The organism is Pectobacterium jejuense (assembly GCF_026800125.1).
GTDB lineage: Bacteria > Pseudomonadota > Gammaproteobacteria > Enterobacterales > Enterobacteriaceae > Pectobacterium > Pectobacterium jejuense.
Genome location: NZ_JAPQKX010000021.1, coordinates 1 through 26,518 on the forward strand (window position 1 = coordinate 1; position 26,518 = coordinate 26,518).

The 26,518-nt window shown below is 49.6% G+C and carries 24 protein-coding genes and 1 tRNA gene; 8 read left to right on the forward strand and 17 right to left on the reverse strand.

Features of this window, described 5'->3' with window-relative positions; translation table 11 throughout:
- The coding region (locus NXT09_RS21925) for a retention module-containing protein (RefSeq protein ID WP_268581163.1) at positions 1 to 1,397 on the reverse strand (1,397 nt) is incomplete at its 3' end.
- 391 nt (positions 1,398 to 1,788) lie between these two features.
- Between NXT09_RS21925 and NXT09_RS21930 the strand changes: the two genes are divergently transcribed.
- From NXT09_RS21930 to NXT09_RS21940, 3 genes are all read left to right on the forward strand, one after another.
- Positions 1,789 to 3,141 carry a TolC family outer membrane protein gene (locus NXT09_RS21930; protein ID WP_268581154.1) on the forward strand — a complete coding sequence of 451 codons (1,353 nt, stop codon included), beginning with the start codon at positions 1,789 to 1,791 and terminating at the stop codon, positions 3,139 to 3,141.
- A gap of 78 nt (positions 3,142 to 3,219) precedes the next feature.
- Complete coding sequence (locus NXT09_RS21935; protein ID WP_205549312.1) at positions 3,220 to 5,472, forward strand: type I secretion system permease/ATPase; 2,253 nt, start codon at positions 3,220 to 3,222, stop codon at positions 5,470 to 5,472.
- Positions 5,459 to 6,820 (forward strand): HlyD family type I secretion periplasmic adaptor subunit, encoded by a 1,362-nt coding sequence (locus NXT09_RS21940; protein ID WP_268581155.1) that lies wholly within the window; start codon positions 5,459 to 5,461, stop codon positions 6,818 to 6,820. The genes NXT09_RS21935 and NXT09_RS21940 overlap by 14 nt, the downstream gene beginning before the upstream one ends.
- A 41-nt stretch (positions 6,821 to 6,861) precedes the next feature.
- Here the strand turns inward: NXT09_RS21940 and NXT09_RS21945 are convergent, their stop codons facing one another.
- Positions 6,862 to 8,376, reverse strand: coding sequence for a sensor domain-containing protein (locus tag NXT09_RS21945; protein WP_119874238.1), 1,515 nt, complete (start codon positions 8,374 to 8,376; stop codon positions 6,862 to 6,864).
- A 787-nt stretch (positions 8,377 to 9,163) separates the two neighbouring features.
- A complete protein-coding gene (gene pdeH / locus NXT09_RS21950) occupies positions 9,164 to 9,955 on the reverse strand; it encodes a cyclic-guanylate-specific phosphodiesterase (RefSeq protein ID WP_139294560.1) in 792 nt (263 codons plus the stop codon).
- A gap of 470 nt (positions 9,956 to 10,425) precedes the next feature.
- Between pdeH and NXT09_RS21955 the strand changes: the two genes are divergently transcribed.
- Positions 10,426 to 10,686 carry a YfhL family 4Fe-4S dicluster ferredoxin gene (locus NXT09_RS21955; RefSeq protein WP_010280453.1) on the forward strand — a complete coding sequence of 87 codons (261 nt, stop codon included), beginning with the start codon at positions 10,426 to 10,428 and terminating at the stop codon, positions 10,684 to 10,686.
- Between the two features lie 18 nt (positions 10,687 to 10,704).
- Here the strand turns inward: NXT09_RS21955 and acpS are convergent, their stop codons facing one another.
- The 7 genes from acpS to lepA form a co-directional block, all read right to left on the reverse strand.
- The gene (gene acpS, locus NXT09_RS21960) at positions 10,705 to 11,085 is read right to left on the reverse strand and encodes a holo-ACP synthase (RefSeq protein ID WP_010280454.1); all 381 of its coding nucleotides are present in this window, start codon (positions 11,083 to 11,085) and stop codon (positions 10,705 to 10,707) included.
- Entirely contained in the window at positions 11,085 to 11,816 is a 732-nt protein-coding gene (pdxJ, locus tag NXT09_RS21965; RefSeq protein ID WP_268581156.1) for a pyridoxine 5'-phosphate synthase, read from the reverse strand. The genes acpS and pdxJ overlap by 1 nt, the downstream gene beginning before the upstream one ends.
- Positions 11,817 to 11,896: 80 nt before the next feature.
- Positions 11,897 to 12,634 carry a DNA repair protein RecO gene (gene recO, locus NXT09_RS21970; RefSeq protein ID WP_010280459.1) on the reverse strand — a complete coding sequence of 246 codons (738 nt, stop codon included), beginning with the start codon at positions 12,632 to 12,634 and terminating at the stop codon, positions 11,897 to 11,899.
- An 11-nt stretch (positions 12,635 to 12,645) separates the two neighbouring features.
- Positions 12,646 to 13,551, reverse strand: a complete 906-nt coding sequence (era, locus tag NXT09_RS21975; RefSeq protein ID WP_010302495.1) for a GTPase Era — start codon at positions 13,549 to 13,551, stop codon at positions 12,646 to 12,648.
- On the reverse strand, positions 13,548 to 14,228 hold the full coding sequence (gene rnc / locus NXT09_RS21980) for a ribonuclease III (RefSeq protein ID WP_010280465.1): 681 nt from the start codon (positions 14,226 to 14,228) through the stop codon (positions 13,548 to 13,550). Before rnc ends, era begins: the two co-directional genes overlap by 4 nt.
- Positions 14,229 to 14,535: 307 nt before the next feature.
- Complete coding sequence (lepB, locus tag NXT09_RS21985; protein ID WP_268581157.1) at positions 14,536 to 15,501, reverse strand: signal peptidase I; 966 nt, start codon at positions 15,499 to 15,501, stop codon at positions 14,536 to 14,538.
- A gap of 16 nt (positions 15,502 to 15,517) precedes the next feature.
- Positions 15,518 to 17,317, reverse strand: a complete 1,800-nt coding sequence (gene lepA / locus NXT09_RS21990) for a translation elongation factor 4 (RefSeq protein ID WP_010280468.1) — start codon at positions 17,315 to 17,317, stop codon at positions 15,518 to 15,520.
- Here lepA and NXT09_RS21995 point away from each other — a divergent pair.
- Positions 17,309 to 17,521 (forward strand): hypothetical protein, encoded by a 213-nt coding sequence (locus tag NXT09_RS21995; RefSeq protein WP_039284410.1) that lies wholly within the window; start codon positions 17,309 to 17,311, stop codon positions 17,519 to 17,521. The two genes, lepA and NXT09_RS21995, sit on opposite strands and share 9 nt — an antisense overlap.
- Positions 17,522 to 17,613: 92 nt before the next feature.
- Here the strand turns inward: NXT09_RS21995 and rseC are convergent, their stop codons facing one another.
- The 4 genes from rseC to rpoE are packed head-to-tail and all read right to left on the reverse strand — an operon-like array spanning position 17,614 to position 20,307.
- Positions 17,614 to 18,066 carry a SoxR-reducing system protein RseC gene (rseC, locus tag NXT09_RS22000; RefSeq protein ID WP_010302503.1) on the reverse strand — a complete coding sequence of 151 codons (453 nt, stop codon included), beginning with the start codon at positions 18,064 to 18,066 and terminating at the stop codon, positions 17,614 to 17,616.
- Complete coding sequence (gene rseB, locus NXT09_RS22005) at positions 18,063 to 19,025, reverse strand: sigma-E factor regulatory protein RseB (protein ID WP_268581158.1); 963 nt, start codon at positions 19,023 to 19,025, stop codon at positions 18,063 to 18,065. The genes rseC and rseB overlap by 4 nt, the downstream gene beginning before the upstream one ends.
- Positions 19,025 to 19,672 (reverse strand): anti-sigma-E factor RseA, encoded by a 648-nt coding sequence (rseA, locus tag NXT09_RS22010; RefSeq protein ID WP_268581159.1) that lies wholly within the window; start codon positions 19,670 to 19,672, stop codon positions 19,025 to 19,027. Before rseA ends, rseB begins: the two co-directional genes overlap by 1 nt.
- 59 nt (positions 19,673 to 19,731) lie before the next feature.
- Positions 19,732 to 20,307 (reverse strand): RNA polymerase sigma factor RpoE, encoded by a 576-nt coding sequence (rpoE, locus tag NXT09_RS22015; protein WP_005973561.1) that lies wholly within the window; start codon positions 20,305 to 20,307, stop codon positions 19,732 to 19,734.
- Between the two features lie 440 nt (positions 20,308 to 20,747).
- Between rpoE and nadB the strand changes: the two genes are divergently transcribed.
- Entirely contained in the window at positions 20,748 to 22,349 is a 1,602-nt protein-coding gene (gene nadB, locus NXT09_RS22020; RefSeq protein ID WP_268581160.1) for an L-aspartate oxidase, read from the forward strand.
- A gap of 56 nt (positions 22,350 to 22,405) precedes the next feature.
- Here the strand turns inward: nadB and trmN are convergent, their stop codons facing one another.
- Positions 22,406 to 23,152 carry a tRNA(1)(Val) (adenine(37)-N(6))-methyltransferase TrmN gene (gene trmN / locus NXT09_RS22025; RefSeq protein WP_268581161.1) on the reverse strand — a complete coding sequence of 249 codons (747 nt, stop codon included), beginning with the start codon at positions 23,150 to 23,152 and terminating at the stop codon, positions 22,406 to 22,408.
- 134 nt (positions 23,153 to 23,286) lie between these two features.
- Here trmN and srmB point away from each other — a divergent pair, with 134 nt between their 5' ends.
- The gene (gene srmB, locus NXT09_RS22030; RefSeq protein ID WP_268581162.1) at positions 23,287 to 24,612 is read left to right on the forward strand and encodes an ATP-dependent RNA helicase SrmB; all 1,326 of its coding nucleotides are present in this window, start codon (positions 23,287 to 23,289) and stop codon (positions 24,610 to 24,612) included.
- A 207-nt stretch (positions 24,613 to 24,819) separates the two neighbouring features.
- On the opposite strand, the gene grcA is transcribed toward srmB, so the two are convergent.
- On the reverse strand, positions 24,820 to 25,203 hold the full coding sequence (grcA, locus tag NXT09_RS22035) for an autonomous glycyl radical cofactor GrcA (RefSeq protein ID WP_005973551.1): 384 nt from the start codon (positions 25,201 to 25,203) through the stop codon (positions 24,820 to 24,822).
- Between the two features lie 375 nt (positions 25,204 to 25,578).
- Between grcA and ung the strand changes: the two genes are divergently transcribed.
- Positions 25,579 to 26,265: a uracil-DNA glycosylase gene (ung, locus tag NXT09_RS22040; RefSeq protein ID WP_012822888.1), complete on the forward strand. Its 687-nt coding sequence runs from the start codon at positions 25,579 to 25,581 to the stop codon at positions 26,263 to 26,265.
- Between the two features lie 177 nt (positions 26,266 to 26,442).
- On the opposite strand, the gene NXT09_RS22045 is transcribed toward ung, so the two are convergent.
- Positions 26,443 to 26,518: transfer RNA gene (locus NXT09_RS22045), tRNA-Ala, on the reverse strand.

Here is a 26,518-nt window from a genome sequence, read left to right on the forward strand (position 1 = left end):
TGGCTGGTATTCGCGGTGGTGGCATTGCCTGCGGTATCGCGTGTGGTCACGCTGGCGGAGATATCGCCGTTTGCTGCCAGCACAGCTCCCGGAACGTTGACGCTCCAGGTCTTGCCGTCGGTATTCACCGTGGTCTGGTAGGTTTCTGTGCCAACAGTAACAGTGATCGCATCGCCCGCTTTGACTTCATTGCCGACCTGACCCGTGACAGAAATCGTCTGGCCGGACTCGCTGGCGTTAATCACGTTATCCGACGTGATGTTATCGATAGAAATTGAGGCAACAGGCGCAACGGTATCGACACCGTAGGCGTGGCTGGTATTCGCGGTGGTGGCATTGCCTGCGGTATCGCGTGTGGTCACGCTGGCGGAGATATCGCCGTTTGCTGCAAGCACAGCTCCCGGAACGTTGACGCTCCAGGTATTGCCGTCGGTATTCACCGTGGTCTGGTAGGTTTCTGTGCCAACGGTAACAGTGATCGCATCGCCCGCTTTGACTTCATTGCCGACCTGACCAGTAACGGCGATCGTCTGGCCTGACTCGCTGGCATTGATGACATTATCTGACGTGATATTGTCGATAGAGATCGAAGCTACTGGAGGCAGAGTATCGACCGTGATCGCTTCACTTCCGCCCGTGCCAGGAATGCCCGCAGCATTGGTGTAGCTGCCGTCAGGAATGCTGAGGCGGACTTCTCCCTCAAAATTGGTGGCTGGCGTCAATGTCGCCGTCCAGCGAGTTGGATCGTTAGGATCCTGCACCAAATTCGTTACTGAGCCGTTTGTTACGGTGATATCACTGAGATCAAAACCAACGGGCGGTGTTGTGAAGACAAAACTTACTGTGCCATCACTGTTTATGACAATGGTGACAGAAGGCGGAGTGGTATCGGTGGTATCTGTTGCCGCAGCCAGCAACGTCGTGGATGAATCTACGCCATCCAGAACGGACGAAGCTCGGTCAGTAAACGATGAGCCAGCGGTATCATAGCCAATCGGAGTAGTCACGACCTCGGCCGTCAAATTCAAAACGACCGCTGGATTGAAATGCCCACCGCCGCCGTCACCGGCTTCTCCGGTGTCGTCATTACCAGCGGCAGTCGCTTCTAATACTTGCGTTGGGTCGGCACCCTGAGCGATAGCATCCTGTATAGCCGCGACATCATCGGCGACATCCGCGTTGGACTGAGAGGACGCATTGCTAACATCGCTCCAGCGGCTATCACGCCCCAAATCCAATGTTTTGCCATCCGGCAATGTGATTGAAACCGCGCCGTTAGCGCCAGTTACCACTTCTTCACCGCTATAAACCCGATCGCCAGCCACCAGCAATCTCTGGCTTCCATCAAGCGCGACGATAAAAACTTGTCCAATAACGAATTTAATGACGCCAATCACACCGTTCAAAATACTTTCTCCTTGATATCTATAATTATTTTTATAATGTGGGGATATTGCGGCTATAGATTTTTGCTATCATCCTGATAAGGTTGATTTGCTGTGTGTCGTCCTGACATTTTATGAAAAAAAGCGTTACGATAGTGTTGTCGTTATGCGTCAGACGCTTGACTCAATGACCAATATAATAAAAAATTCGGAATATTCTTTCCAGAACTTTACTCATTTAGAGTAAGCCTTATTTTTTCTTGTGCAGGGCGCTTCAAGGAAAGTAATTAACATATTGATATAAATGGAATAAAATCAAATCAATTCGTTAAGCGTTTATATAACACTCAAACACTTTAATAGGAATAATCACAAATAAAGTTTTTGTGAAGGAAAACTGCTGATGATGCGTAGATACCATTTTGCTTTATTATCTTTTATTACCATTTTTTCCACAGCAACGCATGCCGAGACGATTCAGGAAGCCATAAAAAGCACGCTCTATACACATCCTGAAGTCAGCGCCGCTATTAATAGCCGTTTTTCTGCCGAACATGATTTACGTGCGGCAAAAGGCGGATATCTCCCTTCCATCACGCTAAGTGCAGGTGTCGGACGCGAAGAGACCGATAGCCCCTCAACACGCGCCAGCACCAATAAGCGCGTTGAGCTCAGTCGTCAGGAATCAAGTATCAATTTAAGCCAAACGGTATTTGATGGTTTCGCCACCTCCAGCGAAGTGGGCAGACAACGCGCCACGGTCAATTCACGTGCCTATAAAGTATTAAATACCAGTGAGGCGACGGCATTAGATACCGTTCAGGTCTATCTCAGTGTGCTGCAACGTCAGGAGTTTGTCCGTCTGGCGGAAGCCAACCTTGCAAGCCATGAGCGCATTTACGATCAAATCAGGCTGCGCAGCGAACAAGGCGTTGGGCGATTGGCCGACTTGGATCAGGCCGAAGCACGTCTTGCGCAGGCCCGTAACAACGTGCTGACAGAAAAAACCAATCTGGACGATGCCAAAATCAACTACATGAGCATTGTGGGTAAAGTACCAGAGAATTTGGTGATGCCCGATGCTTCTGTGATCAAACTCCCCGCCTCGCTGGAAGATGCGCTGCGTATCATGCAGGCTAACAGCCCGGCGCTGAAATCCGCAGAGTCAGATATTGAAGCCACTCAGCAGCAGTATGAAACCTCAAAATCAACATTTTACCCGCGCCTCAACGTTGAACTTTCTCGCACGATGGATAACAACGTTGACGGAACGCGTGGTCAAAATAATGAGTGGCAGGCGATGTTGCGGATGCGCTACAACCTGTATGAAGGCGGTAGCAGCAAAGCCAACATGGAATCAAAAGCCTATCAGGTAAAAGAAGCACAGGATGTCAGAAATAATGCCCTGCGCCTGCTGAGCGAAGAACTCAAACTAGCGTGGTCAGCGTTAAATAACTCGCGTCAACAGCTGCCGATTGCCGCCGAATATGCCGACCGCAGTATGAAAGTACGTACCGCTTATCAGAAGCAATTTGGCCTGGGAGAAAGGACGTTGCTAGACCTGCTGGACAGCGAGAACGAGCTGTTTACCGCACAGCGCCGTCTGGTCGAGGTTCGTTTCACCTCCCTCTATACCGAATACCGGATCGCATCCCGCATGGGAGAGCTATTAAACCGTTTAGCGATCGCCGCGCCTGATGCAGGTACCAGCTTGACCAACGTCACCACCCAAGCAGAGTTGCCGAGCCTTAATTAATATATTTCATTGGTCAGACGGCGATAAATTGTGGTTTATATGCGGGGAATTACGTTGCGTAAGGGAACGTTCAGTTAAATGAAGTTGCAATCAGTACAAGAGACGGATGGTTCTGATAAATCAGTTGCCCAAGAGTCTATCGTCCAAGAGCCTGTGGGTCATGAACCGCATAACGTTCATGAAAAACAAGGGGGTCATGAAAATAGTGACCCTCGCAGCCGTCATGACGATCCCTTATTGGATAGCTTGCTGATCCTCTGCACCTTGCAGGGGAAATCCGTCAGTCGTACCACACTCACCGCGGGGCTCCCCTTAGCCAATCAGCGGTTATCGGTAAAATTGCTCCCAAGAGCCGCTGCACGCGCGGGGTTGCAAGGACGCGTTCTCAAACGTTCTCTGAATAAAATTTCCGAAATGTCGCTCCCCGCGATGTTGCTGTTAAGGGAAGGACGTGCGGCGATTCTGCTAGGCTGGAATGCTGACGGCAGCGCGCGTCTGATGCCCAGTGAAACAGAAGGCGGAGAAATTTCCGTTGAGCACAATACGCTGCAACAGAATTACCTCGGTCTGGTGATGTTTGCCCAGCCTCGTCATCAGTTCGATCTGCAAAACCCGTCGCTGATCCCCCGAACCAAATCCTGGTTCAAAGATACGCTTAAACTTTCACGCTCACTCTATCTCGATGCCGTCCTCGCCAGTTTGCTGGTGAACATTATCGCGCTTGCCACGCCGCTGTTCGTGATGAATGTCTATGACCGCGTTGTGCCCAATCAGGCAACGGCGACATTATGGGTGCTGGCTATCGGCGTGACCGGCGCGTTTGTATTCGATTTGATACTCAAAACGCTGCGCGGCATTTGCCTCGATATGGCGGGCAAAAAAACCGACCTGATTATTTCCGCCACGTTATTTGAGCGCATTACCGGTATGTCCATGAAAGCCCGACCTCCACGGGTCGGTAGCTTTGCGCAGAATATTCATGAATTTCAATCGCTCAGAGATTTTCTGTCGTCGCTGACGCTGACGACGCTGATCGATTTTCCTTTTACGCTGCTTCTGCTGCTGGTTATCGGCATCATCGGCGGCCCGCTGGTCTGGGTTTCCATACTGGCCTACCCTATCGCCCTACTGGCGAGCTGGGCGATGCAAAAGCCGCTGTCCGCCACCATTGAAAAAACAATGCATCTTGCCAGTGAACGGCAGGCTACGCTGATCGAAACCTTGAGCTGTCTGGACGCAATCAAGGTCAATAATGCGGAAAGTGAACGTCAGCACCAGTGGGAACAGACCATTGGCAGCCTGAGCAAGCTGGAAATGCGGGCCAAGGCACTGTCTTCACTGGCGGTAAACCTGACGCAGTGGTTCCAGCAATTTGCCGGCGTTGCCATGATTGTCGTCGGCGTCTATATGCTGATTAACGGCAAACTCAGTATGGGTGGGCTGATTGCCTGTTACATGCTGAACGGTAGAGCGCTCATGCCGTTGGGCCAGCTTTCTGGGCTGGTCAGCCGTTACCAGCAAGCACGCTTGACGATGCAAACCACCGAACAGATGATGCAGTTACCGCAAGAGCGTAGTGATAACGAACGCCCGCTGAAGCGCGAGAGCATCCGGGGCGGTATCGAATTTCGTGATGTGACGTTTAATTACCCGGAACAAAAAACCAGTTCGCTACAAGGCATCAGCCTGACCATCGCACCCGGCGAGAAAGTGGGCGTCATTGGCCGCAGCGGTTCAGGCAAAAGCTCGCTGCAAAAACTGATCGTAAACCTCTATCAGCCTAATACCGGTAATATTCTGATCGACGGCGTCGATGCCCGTCAGTTGGATGTCAGCGATTTACGCCACAATATCGGCTATGTTCCTCAGGATATTCAGCTATTTAGTGGCTCGCTGCGCAACAACCTGATTAGCGGCGCACGCTATGTCGAAGATGAAGCCATGTTGCGGGCCGCAGAAATTTCAGGGGTGAACGAATTTGCTCGTCTGCACCCCGATGGCTATAACCTTCAGGTTGGCGAACGCGGCCAACAACTCTCCGGCGGGCAGCGTCAGGCTGTCGCAATAGCCAGAGCGCTGCTGCTCGATCCGCCGATTCTGGTGCTGGATGAACCCACCAGCTCGATGGATAACACCAGCGAAGATCGGTTAAAACAAGCTCTGGCCCCCGTGATTGCAGAGAAAACGCTCTTACTGGTCACGCATCGGGTTTCCATGCTGGCACTGGTCGATCGTTTAGTGATTGTCGACAGAGGTAAAATTATTGCTGATGGGCCGAAAGCAATCGTAATGGATGCGTTGAAGAAGGGGCAGATCAATGCGTCTCGGTAAATATATCAAACGAATCAAACGGTATTTTGTCGGCGGAGATGAAGAGAGCCTGCAAACGATGCCAGAAGTGAGCCGGGCAATGGCCGAGGATTCGCCACGTTCTATTCGCTTCACGCTATGGGCTATCGGTGCTTTTTTCCTGTTTTTCATCCTGTGGGCCGGGCTCGCGAATATCGATGAAGTCACTCGCGGAGATGGTAAAGCCATCCCCTCTTCCCGGCTGCAAAAAATCCAAAACCTGGAAGGCGGCATTATCACGGAAGTGTTCATTCGTGAGGGACAAGTCGTCAATGCAGGCGATCCTTTGCTGCGCCTTGATGATACCCGCTTTGCCTCCAACGTCGGTGAAACCGAAGCTGACCGGCTTGCGCTGCTGTCGCGAATTGAACGCCTGAATGCCGAAATCAACGGTCAAGAGCTCGTGCTTTCCGAAGAAATCACGACGCAAGCACCTAAAATTGCGGCAGGAGAAAAAGAGCTTTATAACAGCCGCCGCCAGCAGCTGCATAATGAGATATCCGGTCTGGAAGAACAGTTGATCCAGCGCCAGCAGGAACTACGGGACTTCTCAGCCAAGGAAATTCAGTTCCGCAATAGCCTTGGCCTGCTCCAGCAAGAAATTAAAATGTCAGAACCGCTGATCGCAGAAGGCGCGATTTCTAAAGTAGAAGTTCTACGCCTGCGCCGCGCTGAAGTTGAAACCCGTGGCCAGCTTGATTCCATCAAACTCTCCATTCCACGGGCTGAGTCTGCGATTAAAGAGAGTGAGAATAAAATAGAGGAAACGCGCAGCCGCTATAAAAGCGAGGCGTTATCTCAGCTTAGTGAAGCACAAACCAGCCTGAACAAAATTCAAGCCACAGGTAAAGCGCTCGAAGATCGGGTAAACCGAACGCTGGTCGTCTCCCCGGTTCGCGGTATCGTGCAGCAGGTTCTAGTAAATACCATCGGGGGAGTGATTCAACCGGGTAGCGATCTGGTGGAAATTGTTCCGCTAGATGACAAGCTGTTGGTAGAAGCTAAAATTCGCCCTCAGGATATTGCGTTTTTGCACCCCGGTCAGGACGCCATCATAAAATTAACGGCCTACGACTACACCATCTATGGTGGCCTAAAAGGTCAGTTGGAACAAATCAGCCCGGACACCGTCACTGATAAAGAAGGGAATAGCTTTTATATTATTCGCTTACGGACTGATAAGAATTATTTAGGTTCAGCCGATAAACCACTTCTTATCATTCCTGGCATGGTGGCCTCTGTGGATATCATCACGGGCAAGAAAACTATCCTCAGCTATTTGTTAAAGCCGATTATTCGGGCAAAAGCAGAAGCACTACGAGAAAGATAATAAAAAAGGCGCCCAACAGAGCGCCTTTTTTATTTCATTTATCAATGATCGTTCATGTTGTGATAAATCTGAGTTTGACTGCGCCCCATCGCTTTAGCCTGATACATGGCGGAATCAGCATTAATTGCCAGCGTCAGAGAATCGGAACCGTGTTCTGGATACAGCGCAATACCGATACTGCACGATATATCCAGCTTTTTCCCGTTGATCTCAAAAGGTTTATTCAAGGCATTATGGATTTTATCTGCAACATAGAGTGTATTATCAATTTCCTTAATACCCTGAAGCAGAATAATAAATTCATCACCACTACGGCGATAGACCGTATCTGAATCCCGAACCGCACCACGCATACGCGCAGCCGCTTCTTTTAATAGCAAATCGCCAACAGCATGCCCAAACGAGTCGTTTATCTGTTTAAATTTATCGAGATCCAGGAACATCAGCGCGATTTTTCTACCCGTTTGTTTGGATAGCAGAATCGCCTGTTCCATTTGTTCGGCAAACGTCAGGCCATTAGCCAGTGACGTTAATGAGTCATAGTGCGCCAGTTGCCGATAGTGTTCCTCGCTGCGCCGCAGCATATCAATGGCATGATATCGCTCTATGGCAATAGCAATCAGCTGCGCCGACTTCTCGATAGAGAAAATTTCCTCTTCAGTCGGGACATACACTTTACGATGATAAACGCTTAAAACCCCTAATATTTCTTTGTTCTGACCAATGATAGGTTCAGACCAGCAGGAACGCAGCCCGGCATATAATGCGAGCCCTTTATATAAAGACCAATGCGGATGCACGGAAATATCATCCGCGATTACGCGTTTTCCGGTGTGGGCCGCTGTACCAAAAGAAGCCACACCATCGGCAATTTTCACGTTGTGAATGGCATTTTTATAAAAACCTGGCAAGCTCGGCGCCGAGCCCAGCGTCAAACATTTCTTTTCTTTATCAACGAGCAATACAGAACAAACGATACGTCCAGGATTTTTTTCCTCAACGCTGAAAATGATCGCATCCAGGATGTCTTTCAGCGGCGCGCCGCTTGATAACAGCTCCAACGCACGATTGTATGAATTATCATGATGTTCCTGCGATTTCCGCTCGGTAATATCTAACTTAATGCCGACGTACTGGGTCGTGTTACTCGCCTTATTATATATTTTAACGATATTGGCCTTTTCCCAATACAACTGCCCATCTTTACGCCGGTTAACAAACTCACCGCTCCAAACATTACCTTTATTTATGGTAGCCCACAGATCTTCATAGACGCTGGCGTTGGTCATGCCGGAGTTTAATATATTCGTTTTTTTGCCAATAACTTCATCCGGCATATAGCCAGACATGGTAATAAACTGGCGATTGACGTAAATAATTTCACAATTCTCATCTGCGATCATAATTGAGGCGGGGCTATATTCCATCGCAAAAAAAGTCATGTTGAGGAAGTCTTGTTTTTTCTGCTCAGTTTTAAACTTTTGTTTAATTTTTCTATTTTTCACAGAAGAAAACAATAACAATAGCAACAGTAGGGTTATTATAATTTCATACACAATAACACTCTCCTCAGGCCCGAGTGGTCCTGATCGTACAAATCACAACGCTGATGACGAAAAATCCCGGTAACAAGCCCCTACCCCGTAGATTTTCAGGATGGGTGCATTTCCGGAGAGCAGAAAGGATGAAAGAAAAAACGCTCCATGAAGCAGGAGTGTTTAGAAACATAGCAACGTAAGCATAAAGCCCTCGCATATGACTGTGCGCAGATAAAAACAACAAATTCAAAAGAGTATCTTAATTTAATAGTAGTAATTGTTCGGGTTATAAGCTTCTCTAATGGAATAAAAGAATATTCCTAAGGGTACATGGCGATATATTCTGAACATCAAATTTTTGTAAGCAAATCAATTATACCAATAAGTATCATTGTTTTAATCAACAAAATCTATCACAAAGTGATTTTTGATCGTTAACAGTAAACATTATATTTTTTTACCATTAAAAATCAAATAATTAAAAGAAAAAAATAAAATCATTAACGCAAACGTCTGATTATATATGTCATAATTTGATGCAAAATCCGTAGTCCTCCTCCCTCTTATTTTATTGAAATTAAACACTGCCATAACAAATAAAACAAGAATTAAATAACAAAAATAAAACAAAATACAGCATTATGCCTTGCCAATCAGAAGGGAAAGGCAGCTCGTCAGATAGACGATATTTTGTACAGAAGTGAAATATTAGGAAATATAATGAATTAATATGAAGGAAAAACGTGGATGGGCATACAGCGGTACTCTACTGTGTAAAGTGATAGCCTAAACAATAGGTTATCACCTAAAGTTCAAGCTTCAACGTCTCAAAATTCTCAAACGGCTGAGGGCGCGAAAGGTAGTATCCTTGGGCAGCATAAGCATGCGATGCCTGAACAATTGCCCACTCTTCCTTTGTTTCGATTCCCTCAATGACCACATAATTGCAAAAACGCGATAACAAAGCGATCAGCGCAGGGAAAACGGTTTTCCCTTCACCACTTTGTTGCAGGAGAATGAAGAGCTCACGTGCCACTTTGATGCAATCATACTGAGCCAGCATGAGTGATGAAAAATTCGCCATACCGCAGCCGAAATCATCCAGCCACAGTGTTTGCGCTTCAGGGAGCTTGGTTAAGATTTCTTTTGGCAGCCCTCCCTGATTTTCGACCATTTCAAAACGAATCCAGGGCATTGCCGCGATCAGACGTTTGGCTTCCAGACTATTTTGCAACGCCAGTAGCGTCATACCATCAATATTGACAGAGGCAAAAAGATCGTCGCGAGTAAATCGAAAACTCCACTGAGATAAAAGTTGCAGTTGTTCTACAATAATTAACAGGCGGGTTTCAACATCGATATTCGCGAAGTATTTTTCAGGAGAGATGAACTTTTGTGGCAGGGTAGGAGAAAAAACGGAAGTCAGTAGCTCAATAGCCATTAATTTACCTGATGTTCGGTAAATGGGCTGAAAAGTATACCGCCGTTGGCATTGGTGCCAGTAATCAGCGCCTAATGGCTCTGCGTCTCCCTGTTGGAAAAATCCTGCCCCAACCTGATTAAGATGACCTTCCTGCTGCACTATGAGTTCCGCCATTAAACTGACACTATTAGTTATAAAATTATATCATACGGACATGCACCGTCATCGACTCTCCAGATGCAAACTTCATCGGCAATACCGATTAAATCAATGTCCATGATATTACAAAAATAAGTGGTTCAATATCACAACTAAATTTATTTAAATTGTAAATCAATAAATTAAAACCCAAGAAACACAGTCGCACTGGCTGATTCATACAGTTTAAAGGATGGGTATAAAACCAATTTAACGAACAGGTGGTAATTTTACCCTGTAACCTCACTATTTATGCTGCCAATGGGTTGCATGCTGAAGACCTCAGAAAACACGCGAAAGTCTCAGTAAACAGCCTCGGAAGAAAGACACATTGAGGACAGGAGAAACCGATTTGCCAGTATATTCTTCATGAATGACAGTTACGCGTGTTTAAACGAGCATCAACGGGTATAATCTGCGCCCTGTTTGTAAGGTAGAAGAACATCATGGCGTTACTCATCACCCATAAATGCATCAACTGTGACATGTGTGAGCCCGAGTGTCCTAATCAGGCTATTTCGATGGGCATGGACATTTATGAAATTGACACCACCCTCTGTACCGAGTGCGTAGGCCACTACGACACCCCTACGTGTCAGAAAGTCTGTCCGATCGACAACACGATCATCAAAGATCCAAACCATGTTGAAGGCAATGAGCAGTTGTGGGAAAAATACGTGCTCATGCACCATGCCGACAGGATTTAAGCATCCGTTTACGGACGATCAGCTTTCAATAATCACCGTCGCACAGGCATAGCGTCTTTCGTCAGCCAGCGTCACATGGACGTGTCTGACGCCCATCTGTTCAGCCAGCTCTGCCGCTTTAGCAAAAAACCGCAGGCAAGGTTTACCCAGTTCGTCATTAAAAACCTCAAACTGGTTGAACGCGAGCCCGTTACGGATTCCGGTACCAAAGGCTTTTGCCGCCGCTTCTTTCACGGCAAAGCGCTTGGCGAGGAAACGAACAGGCTGCTGATGCTGCTGATAATGCATCCATTCAGCATCCGTCAGGATGCGGCGAGCCAATCGCTCGCCTGAACGTTCAATCACCGCGTCAATACGAGCGATTTCGACAATATCCGTTCCGAGCCCAAGAATCGCCATCAGCGGCGCGCTTCTCGCATCAGACTCTTCATTTCGGCAATGGCATCCTTCAGGCCGCTCATCACCGCACGCCCGATAATCGCATGTCCAATATTCAATTCGTGCATTTCTGGCAAGGCAGCAATCGGCAGAACGTTGTGGTACGTCAGACCGTGGCCGGCATTGACTTTAAGCCCCTTCGCCGCAGCGTAAGTCGCCGCATCACGAATGCGCTCGAACTCATGCTGGCGTGCATCGTCATCTGGCGCATCGGCATACGCCCCGGTATGGATTTCGATATAGGGTGCACCGCTGGCCACGGCGGCATCAATTTGCCGCTTATCCGCATCAATGAAGAGTGAAACCAGGATGTTAGCCTGGCTAAGTCTGGCTACTGCGTTATCGATCTTTTCCTGCTGCCCTGCGACATCCAACCCGCCCTCAGTTGTCACTTCCTGGCGTTTTTCCGGTACCAGACAGCAAAAATGCGGTTTCACTTCACAGGCGATGTTCAGCATTTCTTCCGTGACAGCCATTTCCAGATTCATACGGGTTTGGAGCGTTTCTCTCAGGATCCGCACATCACGATCCGTGATATGGCGACGATCTTCACGCAAATGCACGGTGATGCCATCCGCCCCCGCCTGCTCAGCGACAAAAGCCGCCTGAACGGGATCGGGATACGCCGTTCCACGCGCATTACGCAGCGTTGCAATGTGATCGATGTTAACGCCAAGCAGCAGTTCAGCCATGATAAATCCTCGGTAAAGTCATGCACGATACGTGGCAGTTTACACCGATGTCACAGCGTCAGGGTACTGAGGAGGCGGGATTATTTATCAGAAGATGCGGGTTTGGACAAATTAGCAGCAGGAACAAACTGGCGGAACAGTTCACGGCTTTTCAGCGGTTTTCCGCCCAGATACGGCTTTAACGCGATACGGGTGAAACGCTTTGCCGCCTTCAATGTGCCGACATCAGGAAATTCACGTGACGCCAGCGAACGTAATTCATGCCCGGTAAAACTTTTATTATCGACAACCAGGCTGGCAATAAACCCCCTTTCCTCTCGATACTGATAAGTCATGGTATCGGCCACGGGCTCACCGCTACCGGCACAATGCAGGAAATCAACGCCGTATCCCAGATAGCCCAATAACGCTAATTCAAAGCGTCTTAATGCTGGCTCGGGAGAGGCATCCTGTGCAGCAAGATGTTGTAAACAGTGGAGATAATCGAAGAAAAGAGCGGAGTAATTGGTTTCATGTTCCAGCACGCGAGACAGCAGTTCGTTAACGTATAAACCGCTATAAAGCATCGAGCCAGTCAGTGGTAGCGCGAGCGAGACAGGCTCGGCGCTGCGTAATGTTTTCACTTCTCCCCGCCCACTCCAGCGCACCAGCAGCGGAGTGAAAGGCTGTAAACAGCCTTTCAGGCTAGAGCGTCGGGCTCGCGCGCCTTTGGCAAGCACGCGAACTCGACCATCGCTTTCGCTAAACAGATCCAGCAATAAGCTGGTTTCGCTATAAGGTCGCCCATGCAAGACAAATGCGCGCTGCCAGCCTTCCATCGGCGTGAACCTTACAGGTCTTCGCTATAACCCAGGCTGCGCAGGGCACGTTCGTCATCTGCCCAACCGGATTTCACTTTGACCCACAGCTCAAGGTGCACCTTGGCTTCGAACATCTCTTCCATATCTTGACGAGATTCGATACCAATGGTTTTAATTTTGGCACCTTTGTTGCCAATGACCATCTTCTTCTGGCCTTCACGTTCAACCAGAATCAGGCCGTTGATGTCATAACCGCCGCGCTCGTTCGTCACGAAACGCTCGATTTCAACCGTCACGGAATACGGCAATTCTTCACCCAGGAAGCGCATCAGTTTCTCACGGATAATTTCCGATGCCATAAAGCGCTGTGAGCGATCGGTGATGTAATCTTCCGGGAAGTGATGCGTTGCCTGCGGTAAGTGTTTACGCACAATGCTGGCAATCGTATCGACATTCGTGCCCTTCTCAGCCGAGATTGGAACAACATCAAGGAAGTCCATCTGTTGGCTGAGGAACTGGATATGCGGCAGCAGCTTGGTTTTATCCGTGACGTTATCGACTTTATTGATCGCCAATAGCACAGGGAGTTTCTGATCGCGCAGCTTGTTCAATACCATCTCGTCGTCGTCGTTCCAGTGTGTCCCTTCAACAACGAAAATGATCAGCTCAACGTCACCGATTGAACTGCTGGCAGCACGGTTCATCAGGCGGTTAATCGCCCGTTTTTCTTCAATGTGCAATCCCGGCGTATCCACATAAATAGCCTGATAAGGCCCTTCAGTGTGAATACCCATGATGCGATGCCGCGTCGTCTGGGGCTTACGTGACGTAATAGAAATCTTCTGCCCCAGTAATTGATTCAGTAACGTCGATTTACCGACGTTTGGTCGACCAACAATCGCGACAAAACCGCAGTGTGTCTGTACTTCGCTCATTCAAGCTCCAGTTTTTTCAACGCTTGTTCAGCCGCAGCCTGTTCGGCTTTACGACGGCTCGATCCTGTACCAATGACCGACTCACTAAAGCCGCTCACCTGACAGTGGATAGTAAATTCCTGATCGTGTGCTTCCCCACGAACCTGCACCACCAGATAGGTCGGCAGAGGTAAGTGACGCCCTTGCAGAAACTCCTGCAACCGCGTTTTCGGATCTTTTTGCTTATCGCCGGGACTGATTTCATCCAGACGCGTCTGATACCAGTTCAGGATCAAACGTTCGATGGTCTGAATATCGCTGTCGAGGAAAATACCGCCAATCAGCGCTTCGACTGTATCAGCCAGGATCGATTCTCGACGGAAACCACCGCTTTTTAATTCACCGGGACCGAGGCGTAAGCACTCTCCCAGTTCGAATTCACGCGCGATTTCCGCCAGCGTGTTTCCTCGTACCAGCGTCGCTCGCATCCGACTCATGTCCCCTTCATCAACCTTGGGAAAACGATGATACAGTGCATTAGCGATCACAAAACTCAGGATGGAGTCACCCAGGAATTCGAGTCTTTCATTATGTTTGCTGCTGGCGCTACGGTGCGTCAACGCCTGTAACAAAAGCTCGTACTGCTGAAAAGTATAGCCCAGCTTTCTTTGTAAACGATTTATCAGGATGGGATTCATGTGTTACCAATAGATCAACGATGCGTCAAAAACAGCAGCATACGGAACAGCCCTGCTTACCAATTCGGTCAAAACTGTTTCGTTTGCATTGGCTCCCATAAGGGAGCCTGCCTTTCTGCCCGTCATACTTCGCGTTGCCTGTGCGTTAGCGTGGTTAAAACGCTAACGTGTTGTCCTGCAACTCGTACTACTTAGGGCATGTTCTTTCAAAAAGAGCGTTACAGAAAATATTCTACAACGGACAGCCTCAGAATGCTGCCTGTATCTTATTTCGGTTAATGCTTATCTGGATTAATGCTTACCTTGATTAATGAATAGCACCGATGCGACTCAAACGTACGCCGGTAGGCCATTCACCTTCCTGCTTCTCAAAGCTCATCCAGATAGCGGTGGCTTTACCGACCAGATTTCTCTCTGGTACAAAGCCCCAATAGCGGCTATCCAGACTGTTGTCGCGGTTATCGCCCATCATGAAGTAGTGCCCTGCTGGGACAACCCATGTCGCAAGCTGCTGCTGCGATTGCTGGTAATAACCACCAAGCTGATCCTGCTGGCCCGGTACCAAGAGAATATTATGCGTTACATTGCCTAATGACTCTTTGCGCGCGCCCATACGGGTGCCTTCCACGCTGTTGTCATTGACAGGTACCTCATAAAAACCGCTACGCGACTCCAGTCCTGGCTGGTTGAAGGTCTGAACAAAATCGCTAGGCTGCACGTTACTGTATGTGACCGCCAGTGCGGTATTACACGCCTGCTGCCCCTGACAGGATGGACTAATCGTCACCTGCTTGGTGATCGGGTTATAGCTAACGCGATCGCCCGGTACGCCAACCACGCGTTTGATGAAGTCTACTTTAGGATCGGATGGATATTTAAATACCACCACGTCGCCACGCTTCGGATGACCGGTTTCGATCAGCGTTTTTTGCGTGAAGGGTTCTTTAATACCGTAGGCAAATTTCTCTACCAGAATAAAATCACCGATCAACAGCGTCGGCATCATCGAACCCGATGGAATTTGAAACGGCTCATAAATGAAGGAGCGCACAACCAATACTAAAGCCACGACCGGGAAGACGGACGCTATCGTCTCAATCCAGCCCGGTTGTTGAATCGCTTTCGATGAAACCGCGCCATCAGCCAGATCGGCGCCGCTCATCGCAGCAAATTTCTTCCGGCGAGCGGGTGCCCAGACGAAACGCTCTAAACACCAGACAATCCCCGTGACCAGCGTCACCAATGCCAGAATTACGGCAAACATATTGGCCATGCCAACTCCTCAGAATTTATTTACTGTCTTTGCCGACGTGCAGAATTGCCAGAAACGCCTCTTGCGGCAGTTCGACGTTACCGACCTGCTTCATACGTTTCTTACCGTCTTTCTGTTTCTGCAACAGTTTCTTCTTACGGCTGACGTCGCCACCATAACACTTGGCCAGTACGTTTTTACGCAATTGCTTAACCGTAGAGCGCGCAATAATGTGGTTACCAATTGCGGCCTGAATCGCAATATCAAACTGCTGACGTGGAATCAGTTCTTTCATCTTTTCGACGAATTCACGGCCACGATATTGTGAATTATCACGGTGAGTAATCAGGGCCAATGCATCGACACGCTCGTTGTTGATTAATACATCAACGCGCACCATGTCTGATGCCTGGAAACGCTTAAAGCCATAATCCAGCGAGGCATAACCACGAGACGTTGATTTCAGGCGATCGAAGAAATCGAGTACCACTTCGGCCATCGGAATCTCATACGTCAACGCAACCTGATTACCGTGGTACACCATGTTCGTCTGCACGCCACGCTTCTCAATACACAGCGTAATCACGTTACCCAAATATTCCTGAGGCATCAGCATGTGACACTCGGCAATCGGTTCGCGCAGTTCCTGAATATTGTTCAGCGGCGGCAGTTTAGACGGGCTATCAACATAAATGGTTTCTTTAGCCGTCGTTTCTACTTCATACACTACCGTCGGTGCCGTAGTGATCAGTTCCAGATCGTACTCACGCTCCAGACGCTCCTGAATGATCTCCATGTGCAGCAGACCCAGGAAGCCACAGCGGAAACCGAAGCCCAGCGCGGTAGAGCTTTCTGGTTCATAGAACAGAGAGGCATCATTGAGGCTCAGTTTGCCTAACGCATCACGGAATGCTTCATAGTCGTCGGAGCTAATCGGGAACAGGCCAGCGTAGACCTGAGGTTTGACTTTCTTGAAGCCCGGTAACGCTTTTTCAGCCGGATGACGCGCCAGAGTCAGCGTATCCCCTACTGGGGCACCCAAAATATCTTTGATGGCGCACACCAACCAGCCTACTTCGCCGCAGTTCAATACATCGCGGTCGATCTGCTTCGGCGTAAAAATACCGAGACGGTCGGCGTTATAAACCTGACCCGTGCTCATCACCTTAATTTTGTCGCCTTTGCGCATCGTGCCGTTTTTGATACGTACCAACGACACAACGCCAAGGTAGTTATCAAACCAAGAGTCGATAATCAGCGCCTGCAGCGGTTCATCAGGGCTGCCTTCCGGCGGCGGAATATCACGTACCAGACGCTCCAAAACATCCGGCACACCAATCCCCGTTTTTGCAGAGCAGCGCACAGCATCGGTGGCATCAATGCCGACGATGTCTTCAATTTCCTGAGCAACACGATCCGGATCGGCAGCAGGCAGGTCGATCTTATTCAGAACCGGCACCACTTCCAGATTCATATCCAGCGCGGTATAGCAGTTAGCCAGCGTTTGGGCTTCAACACCCTGCCCGGCGTCAACGACAAGCAGCGCGCCTTCACAGGCGGCAAGCGAACGGGAAACTTCATAGGAGAAGTCAACGTGCCCAGGCGTATCGATGAAGTTTAACTGGTAGGTTTGGCCGTCCTGCGCTTTATAATCCAGCGTGACGCTTTGCGCTTTAATCGTTATTCCGCGTTCACGTTCCAGATCCATGGAATCCAGAACCTGCGCAGCCATTTCACGCTCGGTTAAACCGCCGCAAATCTGGATAATACGGTCAGATAACGTTGATTTACCGTGGTCGATATGGGCAATAATGGAGAAATTTCGTATATGCTTCATTATAAAAATTTTTCTACCTTGATATTCCTGAAATTCTTGCCGATGGGCATGCGCATAGGTGAAAACAGCAGCGATGTTATTCCACCTGAATCGCAGCATTCTACATGCGAGAGGCGTGAAAACCTAGTCATGTCCGGTGCATTCCCCTTGATTATGACGGTTTTATTTGGAATAGCAGAACAACAAGAGGAAAGCAGGAAGTAAAGTGTCATTACGTGGCAAACATCGTGTCGAAAGATAACAAACCAGTAAGCAATGTTTCCGCACCGCGCGCCGTTTACGCTCAGGTAAACAGGTCAATTTTGTAAGAGAGTGCCCGGCAGTGCGATTTGCAGGATAACGGGCTCATAACGCTTATTTTTACCCAACTGCTTCGCCCAACGCTTCACGCCGATAAACGCCACGCCACCGCCCAGCAGCGCGCCAATAACAGCGGCCAGATCGGTGCCGAATAGCGTTTGACAGATTGCCGCGCCGAGCAGTAGCCCAACCAGCGGAACAAAATAAACCAGAGCAGCGGAAAACAGCAGCCGCCCCTCAGAAATGCCCAATTCCACCTTTTGTCCCACTTCTAAAGGCCGATCGTAAGGAACGTACAGCGTATTTTCAGCAGAGAGCCCAAGCTGACTTAATAAACCGGTTCCACACGACGAGCGGGATTTACAGGTGCCGCAGCCCGAACTTGGCTCACACCGCAGCTCTGCGATGCCATCCTGCCATGACACGACTGTTGCCCACTCTTTAATCACGGTTGCGCCTTCAAAATAATACTGTCAGCCACGCGTTTCGCCGTAGAAGGCGGAATATCGCCAACGACGGTAATCTCTCGGTTGCCTTTCATGACAGTGTGAATAGAGCGTCGCCCCGTGAGCACAGATTGTTCCTCGCTCACGTCAGAAGACGGGCTAATGTTAATCGAAAAGCTGAATAAGCCATCGCTATACAGACGTGTTTCAATCGGAATGGACGAACCAGGCAATACCTTTTTGTTGTGCGACAGCTCTTTCATCCCGGCAGGCAGCCATTCCGGCACCCAGGTAAAATCACCTTTTTCCGCAGCAGGCGCGGGTAGTGCAGGAGGAAGTTTGATCCCTTCCAGCGGACGCATCACGTTCACCACATCATCGTCAACAATCAGTGATGTCGTTAAGAATTGCTCGAGCCGTTTATCGCCATTGCGATCCTGTAAATCAATGCGCAGTGGAAGTTTCGAGTCCGCATCAATCCACACCGTATAGCTGTAGCGTGTACCATCGCGTGAGATGACCCGAATACCGGATGCCAGACGATCGGCAATGCGCACCCGCCCATCAGCGGGAACAAAATCATAATAGGGCGAGAGTTTCTGGAAATCAGCGAAGACCAGAGAAGGGAGAGAGTCAACGATGTGGTCGCTGGTAAGCGTAAATGGCTCAAAACCGGGATCGAAATAGCTGACTTCATTACCACGCTGCACGATCTCGCGTCGCGGCCCGTCCATAAACAGCAACTGCGCCAAGGCACGATTGTTCACCACAGCATGGCGATACCGTACCGACTCGAACCCTTGCAGGGTAATGTTAATAAAGGAAATTTCGTAATTCTGAGAATGAATAGCGGCATTCATCTGTTGCAGCAACGCACCCGGCTCAACATTCTGAGCCGGGGCGAAAGTAGAATAAAACAGACTGCCAATCAGAAAACAGGCGGCGGACCAAACACGCTTCATTACCGGGGCTGTGTTCCTAATGATTGAGTACCGGGAACCTGAATTGCCGCTTGCTGATCGTCCTGCGGCAGAGCGTGCTCGGCATGCAGCCGGCGCTGTAATTCGTAGTCCTGCAAAATGGCGTTAAGGCGATTGCGCTGCATATCGGATTTCTGTTGACCGCTGTTAGGGGCAACATTTTCTGACGGCACGCCCAGACTCACTGGAGAGGCGGTGCCCATTGCGGGTAAGGTGCTAAACACGCCGGATTCCACAACATGTTCAGAAGCATTACCCTGCTGGTAATTTTGTACGCCGACAATCACCGCTAAAGAGACGCAGGCGGCCACACCGACTTGCGTCAGCTGGCTGCCCCACGGGCGGATTTTGTGCCAGAAAGGCATCTTCGTCCACTCGACAGGTTGTGGCTGAGATTCAGGCTGCTCTTGTGGAACCAGACGAACAGGTTCTTTTTCGATTGCAGCGGCAACACGAGAAGCGATGTCCAGGTGAATCACGTTTTCACTCACATCACCACGCATCACATCACGAATCAGATGATAACTTTGCCAACTTTGCTGCAACGCGTCATCCCGAGACAGTGAACCTAACAGTTCGGAATCTACTGCTTCGCCATCCATTAAAGCGGAAAGTTTCTCTTTCTGCATACCGACACCCTTACCTTGTCAAATCCATCATTAGTCATGCGGATAGCTGAAAACGCTCGCTAGCGCTGAATAAGCGGTTGTACTTTATTATCAATCGCTTCCCGCGCCCGGAAAATACGAGAACGAACAGTGCCGACGGGACAATCCATAATCACGGCGATCTCTTCGTAGCTTAAACCGTCCAACTCACGCAGCGTAATCGCTAAACGCAAATCTTCCGGTAAAGACTCAATAGTGCGGAAAACGATGCTTCGTAATTCCTCTGACAACATTAAATTCTCAGGGTTCGATATTTCTTTCAGTGCACCCGCATTTTCATAGTTTTCCGCGTCATTGGCATCAATGTCGCTGGAGGGCGGGCGGCGTCCCTGAGCTACCAGATAATTCTTGGCCGTATTCACAGCGATACGATACAGCCACGTATAAAACGCACTATCGCCGCGGAATGACTCTAACGCGCGATAAGCTTTAATAAACGATTCCTGAACCACGTCCGGCACGTCCCCTTGGGGAACATACCGCGATACCAGGCTCGCTACCTTATGCTGATAACGAACGACCAACAAGTTAAACGATTTTTGATCGCCTTTTTGGACTCGCTCGACCAGAACCTGATCTGCCAGTTGCTCGCTCATCCGAGGTAATCTCTACTCAAACCGTTCTCCACGCGTAAAATAGTACTGCCAGCTATATAAGTCATATTTAGAGCAAGCTCCTCATTAGAACCAAGACATCCAATAAAGTTCCGAGTCATCATTTTTCTTTTGCTTAGCGCCGTTACTCGTCTTTGCGATGCGTATCATGACGCATTCTCTTCATCACACATTGTCTTTATCAAATATTGTCTTTATCAAACATTGTCTTTATCAAACATTGTCTTCATCAAAAATGGTCTTCATCTGAGGCTCTGCGCTTCTCCGAGGATGATACGATAAATCTGGGGTATGCGCACGATTCAGCATGCCCTACTCTTCGCTTATTTATAGCGTAGAAAGGGGGCTAAAAACCAATACAGCAATCAACCATTGGGTGCTACCATCGGATTTCCTCTTCTTTTTGCACCCACGACACGACCATGCAAACGACCACTGAATACGTCTGTGATGTTTTAATCATTGGCAGCGGTGCTGCCGGGCTTTCACTGGCGCTGCGTCTGGCTTCACAAGCCAACGTGACGGTATTAAGCAAAGGCCCACTCAACGAAGGCGCAACGTTTTATGCTCAGGGTGGCATCGCCGCCGTTTTCGATGAAACGGACACGATTGACTCCCATATCGAAGATACCCTGATCGCTGGCGATGGCCTGTGCGAACGGGAAGCCGTTGAGTTTATCGCCAGCAATGCCAAACACTGCGTGCAATGGCTGATCGAACAAGGCGTGCTGTTCGATACTGAAACCAGCACCAGCGGCGAAGAGCGTTACCATCTCACGCGGGAAGGCGGGCACAGCCATCGTCGAATTCTGCACGCGGCGGATGCAACGGGCAAAGAAGTGGAAAACACGCTGGTGCAGAAAGCGCTATCTCATCCGAATATTCGGATTATGGAACGCTGCAACGCCGTTGATTTGATTACCTCGAATAAGCTGGGTCTGCCCGGCACACGCCGCATTGTCGGTGCTTATATATGGAACCGTGAACGGGAACGCGTAGAATCCTGCCGGGCGAAAACGGTGGTTCTGGCGACCGGCGGCGCATCCAAAGTGTATCAATACACCACAAATCCCGATATTTCCTCTGGTGATGGCATCGCTATGGCCTGGCGTGCGGGTTGCCGCGTGGCAAATCTGGAGTTCAACCAGTTTCACCCAACCTGTCTGTTCCACCCGCAGGCACGAAACTTCCTGCTAACGGAAGCGCTGCGCGGTGAAGGCGCGTACCTTAAACGTCCTGACGGCACACGTTTTATGCCCGATTTCGACGAAAGAGGCGAACTGGCTCCGCGCGATGTCGTCGCCCGGGCAATTGACCATGAGATGAAACGGCTTGGCGCAGACTGTATGTATCTGGACATCAGCCACAAGCCCGAAACGTTCATCAAACAGCACTTCCCCACCATCGATGAAAAGCTACAGTCTCTCGGCATCGACCTGACGCGTGAGCCGATACCGATCGTACCCGCAGCACACTACACCTGCGGCGGCGTGCTGGTCGATCAGCATGGTCGTACCGATCTTGACGGCCTGTATGCGATTGGCGAAGTCAGTTACACCGGATTGCATGGCGCAAACCGCATGGCCTCCAACTCATTACTTGAGTGTCTGGTTTACGGCTGGTCAGCCGCTGAGGACATTTTGCAGCGCTTACCGCAAATCAAAGCAGTGAAAAAGTTACCGGATTGGGATGAAAGCCAGGTCGACAACTCCGACGAACAGGTGGTGATCCAGCATAACTGGCACGAGCTGCGCCTGTTTATGTGGGACTACGTTGGGATCGTGCGAACGACTAAGCGACTGGAGCGGGCACAACGCCGGATCCAACTGCTTCAGCAGGAAATCAATGAATACTACGCCCACTTCCGTATTTCCAACAATTTGCTGGAGCTGCGTAATCTGGTGCAGGTCGCCGAACTCATCGTCCGCTGTGCGCTGGAAAGAAAAGAAAGCCGCGGGCTGCATTACACACTGGACTACCCAGAGCAGTTCGACACCCCAACCCCCACCATTCTCGTGCCGTAACGCATAGAAAATAGTTCGCTTAGAAAAGGCAGACGCCGCTAGAAGGCGTCTGCCATCTACATAAAGAGATAAAAATCTTTTGTCAGCCGCTGGAAATCCGTCGAGTAGCGCCTTTCTGCATCACGAATGGCCAATGAGGAACTCAGACATTCCCTTTCCTGACGAGACAGCGCCAGCAAAACGCGATGCGCAGGTTTATCTTCCTGTTCCGATACGCGAAGCTGCTGGTGAACATACCAGTTGTGCTGCTGCGCCAGTGGAATAAAGCTCTCCGCAACCTGAACCGGCAGCACCACGCAGAAAAGCCCTTCAGGCATCAGCAATTGATGGGCACAGCGCAACAGCGCTTCATGGGTTAACAAGGTGGTATAGCGAGCCTGATCGCGCTGAGCCGACCCGCACGCGATCCCCGGCGGGAAATAAGGCGGGTTACTGATAATCAACGAATAGGTGACGGCTCGCTTCTCAGCAAAACGGACGATATCCTCAGCATACACTGTGATTCTGTCAGCCCATGGCGAGGCGGCAACGTTTTCTTTCGCCTGATCGCTGGCGGCGCTATCCAGTTCGACGGCATCAATCTGAACATGCGGTTCAGAACGTTGCGCCAGCATCAGCGCGAGAAGACCGGAGCCGCTGCCAATATCCAGAATCCGCGTGGCTGAAGACACCGGCGTCCAGGCACCCAGCAAAATGCCGTCGGTCCCCACCTTCATGGCACAACGATCGTGCGCCACAAAGCATTGCTTGAAGGTAAATCCATCCCGACGCAGTGTCAGTTTATTATCAGCTTGATGACTCATGAAAATAAGATTCCAAACGCAAACCGCAGTAGCATAGGTGAAACATCAGTACAGGAAAAGTGCCGATGTCTGCTTAAACAGGTGAAGAAACCGGCCAATCCGTCTATAATCGGCGCCCCAAATAGAGGTAGACCATGACTGTAACCAATTTTTCCGAGCTTGATCTTGATGAAAGCCTGTTAGACGCCCTGCGCGACATGGGCTACGAGCGCCCGACCGTGATTCAGGCTGAGGCGATCCCTCCGGCGATGGAAGGCCGCGACATACTGGGCTCCGCGCCAACAGGAACAGGTAAAACCGCCGCCTATCTGCTGCCGGTTTTGCAGCATCTTATCGATTTCCCTCGTAAAAAATCGGGTCCACCTCGTATTCTGATCCTCACGCCAACCCGTGAACTCGCCATGCAGGTGGCCGATCAGGCGCGCGCGTTTGCAGCGCATACGCACCTGGATGTCGCCACGATCACCGGCGGCGTGGCCTACATGAACCACGCGGAAGTCTTCAGTGAAAATCAGGATATCGTCGTCGCGACGACGGGCCGTCTGCTGCAATACATTAAAGAAGAAAACTTCGATTGCCGCGCGGTAGAAACGCTGATTCTGGATGAAGCAGACAGAATGCTGGACATGGGCTTCGCTCAGGATATTGAACACATCGCCGGAGAAACTCGCTGGCGTAAGCAAACGCTGCTGTTTTCTGCGACGCTGGAAGGGGACGCGATCAAAGATTTCGCCGAGCGCTTGCTCAACGATCCCGTTGAAATCGAATCCGATCCATCGCGTCGGGAACGTAAAAAAATTCTGCAATGGTATTACCGCGCTGACGATCTCAAACACAAAACGGCGCTGCTCTGCCACCAGTTAAAACAGCCGGACGTGACGCGTTCTATCGTCTTTGTACGCAAGCGTGAGCGTGTGCATGAGCTGGTTGCCTGGCTGCGTGAAGCGGGCATTAACTCCTGCTATCTCGAAGGCGAAATGGTGCAGGCCAAACGTAATGAGGCGATCAAACGTCTGAGCGACGGGCGCGTCAACGTGCTAGTGGCAACTGATATCGCGGCACGCGGTATTGATATTAACGATGTCAGCCACGTATTTAACTTCGATTTGCCGCGCACATCGGACACCTATCTACACCGTATCGGCCGTACTGGTCGCGCCGGTCGTAAAGGCTGTGCTATCTCTTTCGTCGAAGCGCACGACCATCTGCTGCTGGGAAAAATCAGTCGCTACTTGAATGAACCGCTAAAACCGCGCGTCATTGAAGAACTCCGCCCAGTGACTAAAGCACCAAGCGCCAAAACGACGGGAAAACCGTCGAAAAAAGTGCTGGCTAAGCGGCAAGAGAAAAAAGAGAAGGAAAAAGAAAAGGTTAAGGTAAAAGTTCGTCATCGCGATGCTAAAAATATTGGTAAGCGTCGTCAGCCAACGCAAAAAACCGACGAACCCTCTGCCGAATAACAGTGTCGATATAAGACGTTATATACACTAAATAATTCGAGTTTCAGGAAGGCGGCAAGCGAGGGAATCCCGATGAGCTTACTCAAGTAAGTGATTCGGGTGAGTGAACGCAGCCAACGCACATGCAACTTGAAGTATGACGGGTATAAAATAGAGATGTAAAAAAGGGAGCCTCGGCTCCCTTTTTGTTAAGGCTTGAGTAACAACTTACAGGCTTGCGGTAAAAGTACGAGCGATAACGTCGCGCTGCTGTTCTGGCGTCAGTGAGTTGAAACGCACAGCGTAGCCAGATACGCGGATAGTCAGCTGCGGATAGTTTTCCGGATGTTTAACCGCATCTTCCAGCGTCTCACGGCGCAGAACGTTTACGTTCAGGTGTTGACCGCCTTCCACACGCACTTCAGGTTTGATTTCCAGCGGAATTTCACGATACTCGATCTGACCCAGATCGCTCACTGGAACGATTTGATCTTCGCTATAACCCGATTTAGCACACACGCAACGCGCCTGTGATTTTTCTTCATCCAGCAACCAGAAAGAATTGATCAGCGCGCTGTCGTTAGCCTTGGTGATTTGAATACCAGTAACCATAATTGCCTCCGTAAAACGGCGTGTTATTGTCTTAGTTAAAACTGATTTAGTTAACATCGTTATCGGTAAAAATTGACGAATTTCGTAACGATCATATAAAACCGTTTGTATCTGCCCTCTTATATACCAGCCTGATAGCTGGACATCCTTGACTTAAATCAATTTTAAAACCACACAACGTAACCACGTGAAGGCAATTTATTGTTTTATATCAATTTTACCAAGACACCGAATTGCAAATATTTTTGTAAATTTTCAATTTTTTTTCAAAAGAAGGCGTTTTCATTACGACAACAACGGTTACGGTTTTACCTCAGCACGATAGATCGGTAAGCTACCCGCAACACCATTCAACCTGTAAAAAAAGAGTGCATGATGGCGACCTCTCTCACCTGGCATGACGTGCTGGCCCAAGAAAAGCAGCAGCCTTACTTCATTAACACCCTTGAATTCGTTGGGAAAGAACGTGCAGCGGGTAAAACCATCTATCCTCCGCAGAAGGATGTTTTCAACGCGTTCCGCTTTACCGAACTGCATCAGGTCAAAGTCGTCATTCTGGGGCAAGATCCCTATCACGGCCCAAATCAGGCGCACGGACTGTCATTCTCGGTACGTCCTGGCGTACCCGCTCCGCCTTCTCTGGGTAATATTTATAAAGAATTGGCGAGCGACATCCCTGGATTTGAAATTCCACGGCATGGTTTTCTACAAAGCTGGGCGGAGCAAGGCGTTTTACTGCTCAACACGGTATTAACCGTTGAAGCCGGACAGGCGCACTCGCATGCTAATTTGGGCTGGGAAACGTTTACTGACCGCGTCATCGCGGCATTGAATGAACAGCGGGAAGGTCTGGTCTTTCTCCTGTGGGGCTCGCATGCACAGAAAAAAGGCAACATCATTGATCAGCAGCGCCACCATATTCTGAAATCGCCGCACCCTTCCCCACTGTCCGCACACCGCGGTTTCTTGGGCTGTAAGCATTTTTCGCAGGCTAATCAGCTTCTGGAACAGCAAGGGCTGTCGCCCATAGACTGGACGCCAAGGCTCCCAGAAGAGGCTTAAGCGATAACGGTTTGGTTGTCTTCAAAAACGAAGGCAGCCAACTGTCTTTTACAAAGAATCGTTTATAAAGAATGGTTTACAAGGGATCGCTGACAAAAGTATTTAGCAAACGAAAAACGTTGATTGAATACGAAGAAATAGAAAAAGCGGAATGAAATAAGAAGTAATGCGATGATTTGGTGGAGCTAAGCGGGATCGAACCGCTGACCTCTTGCATGCCATGCAAGCGCTCTCCCAGCTGAGCTATAGCCCC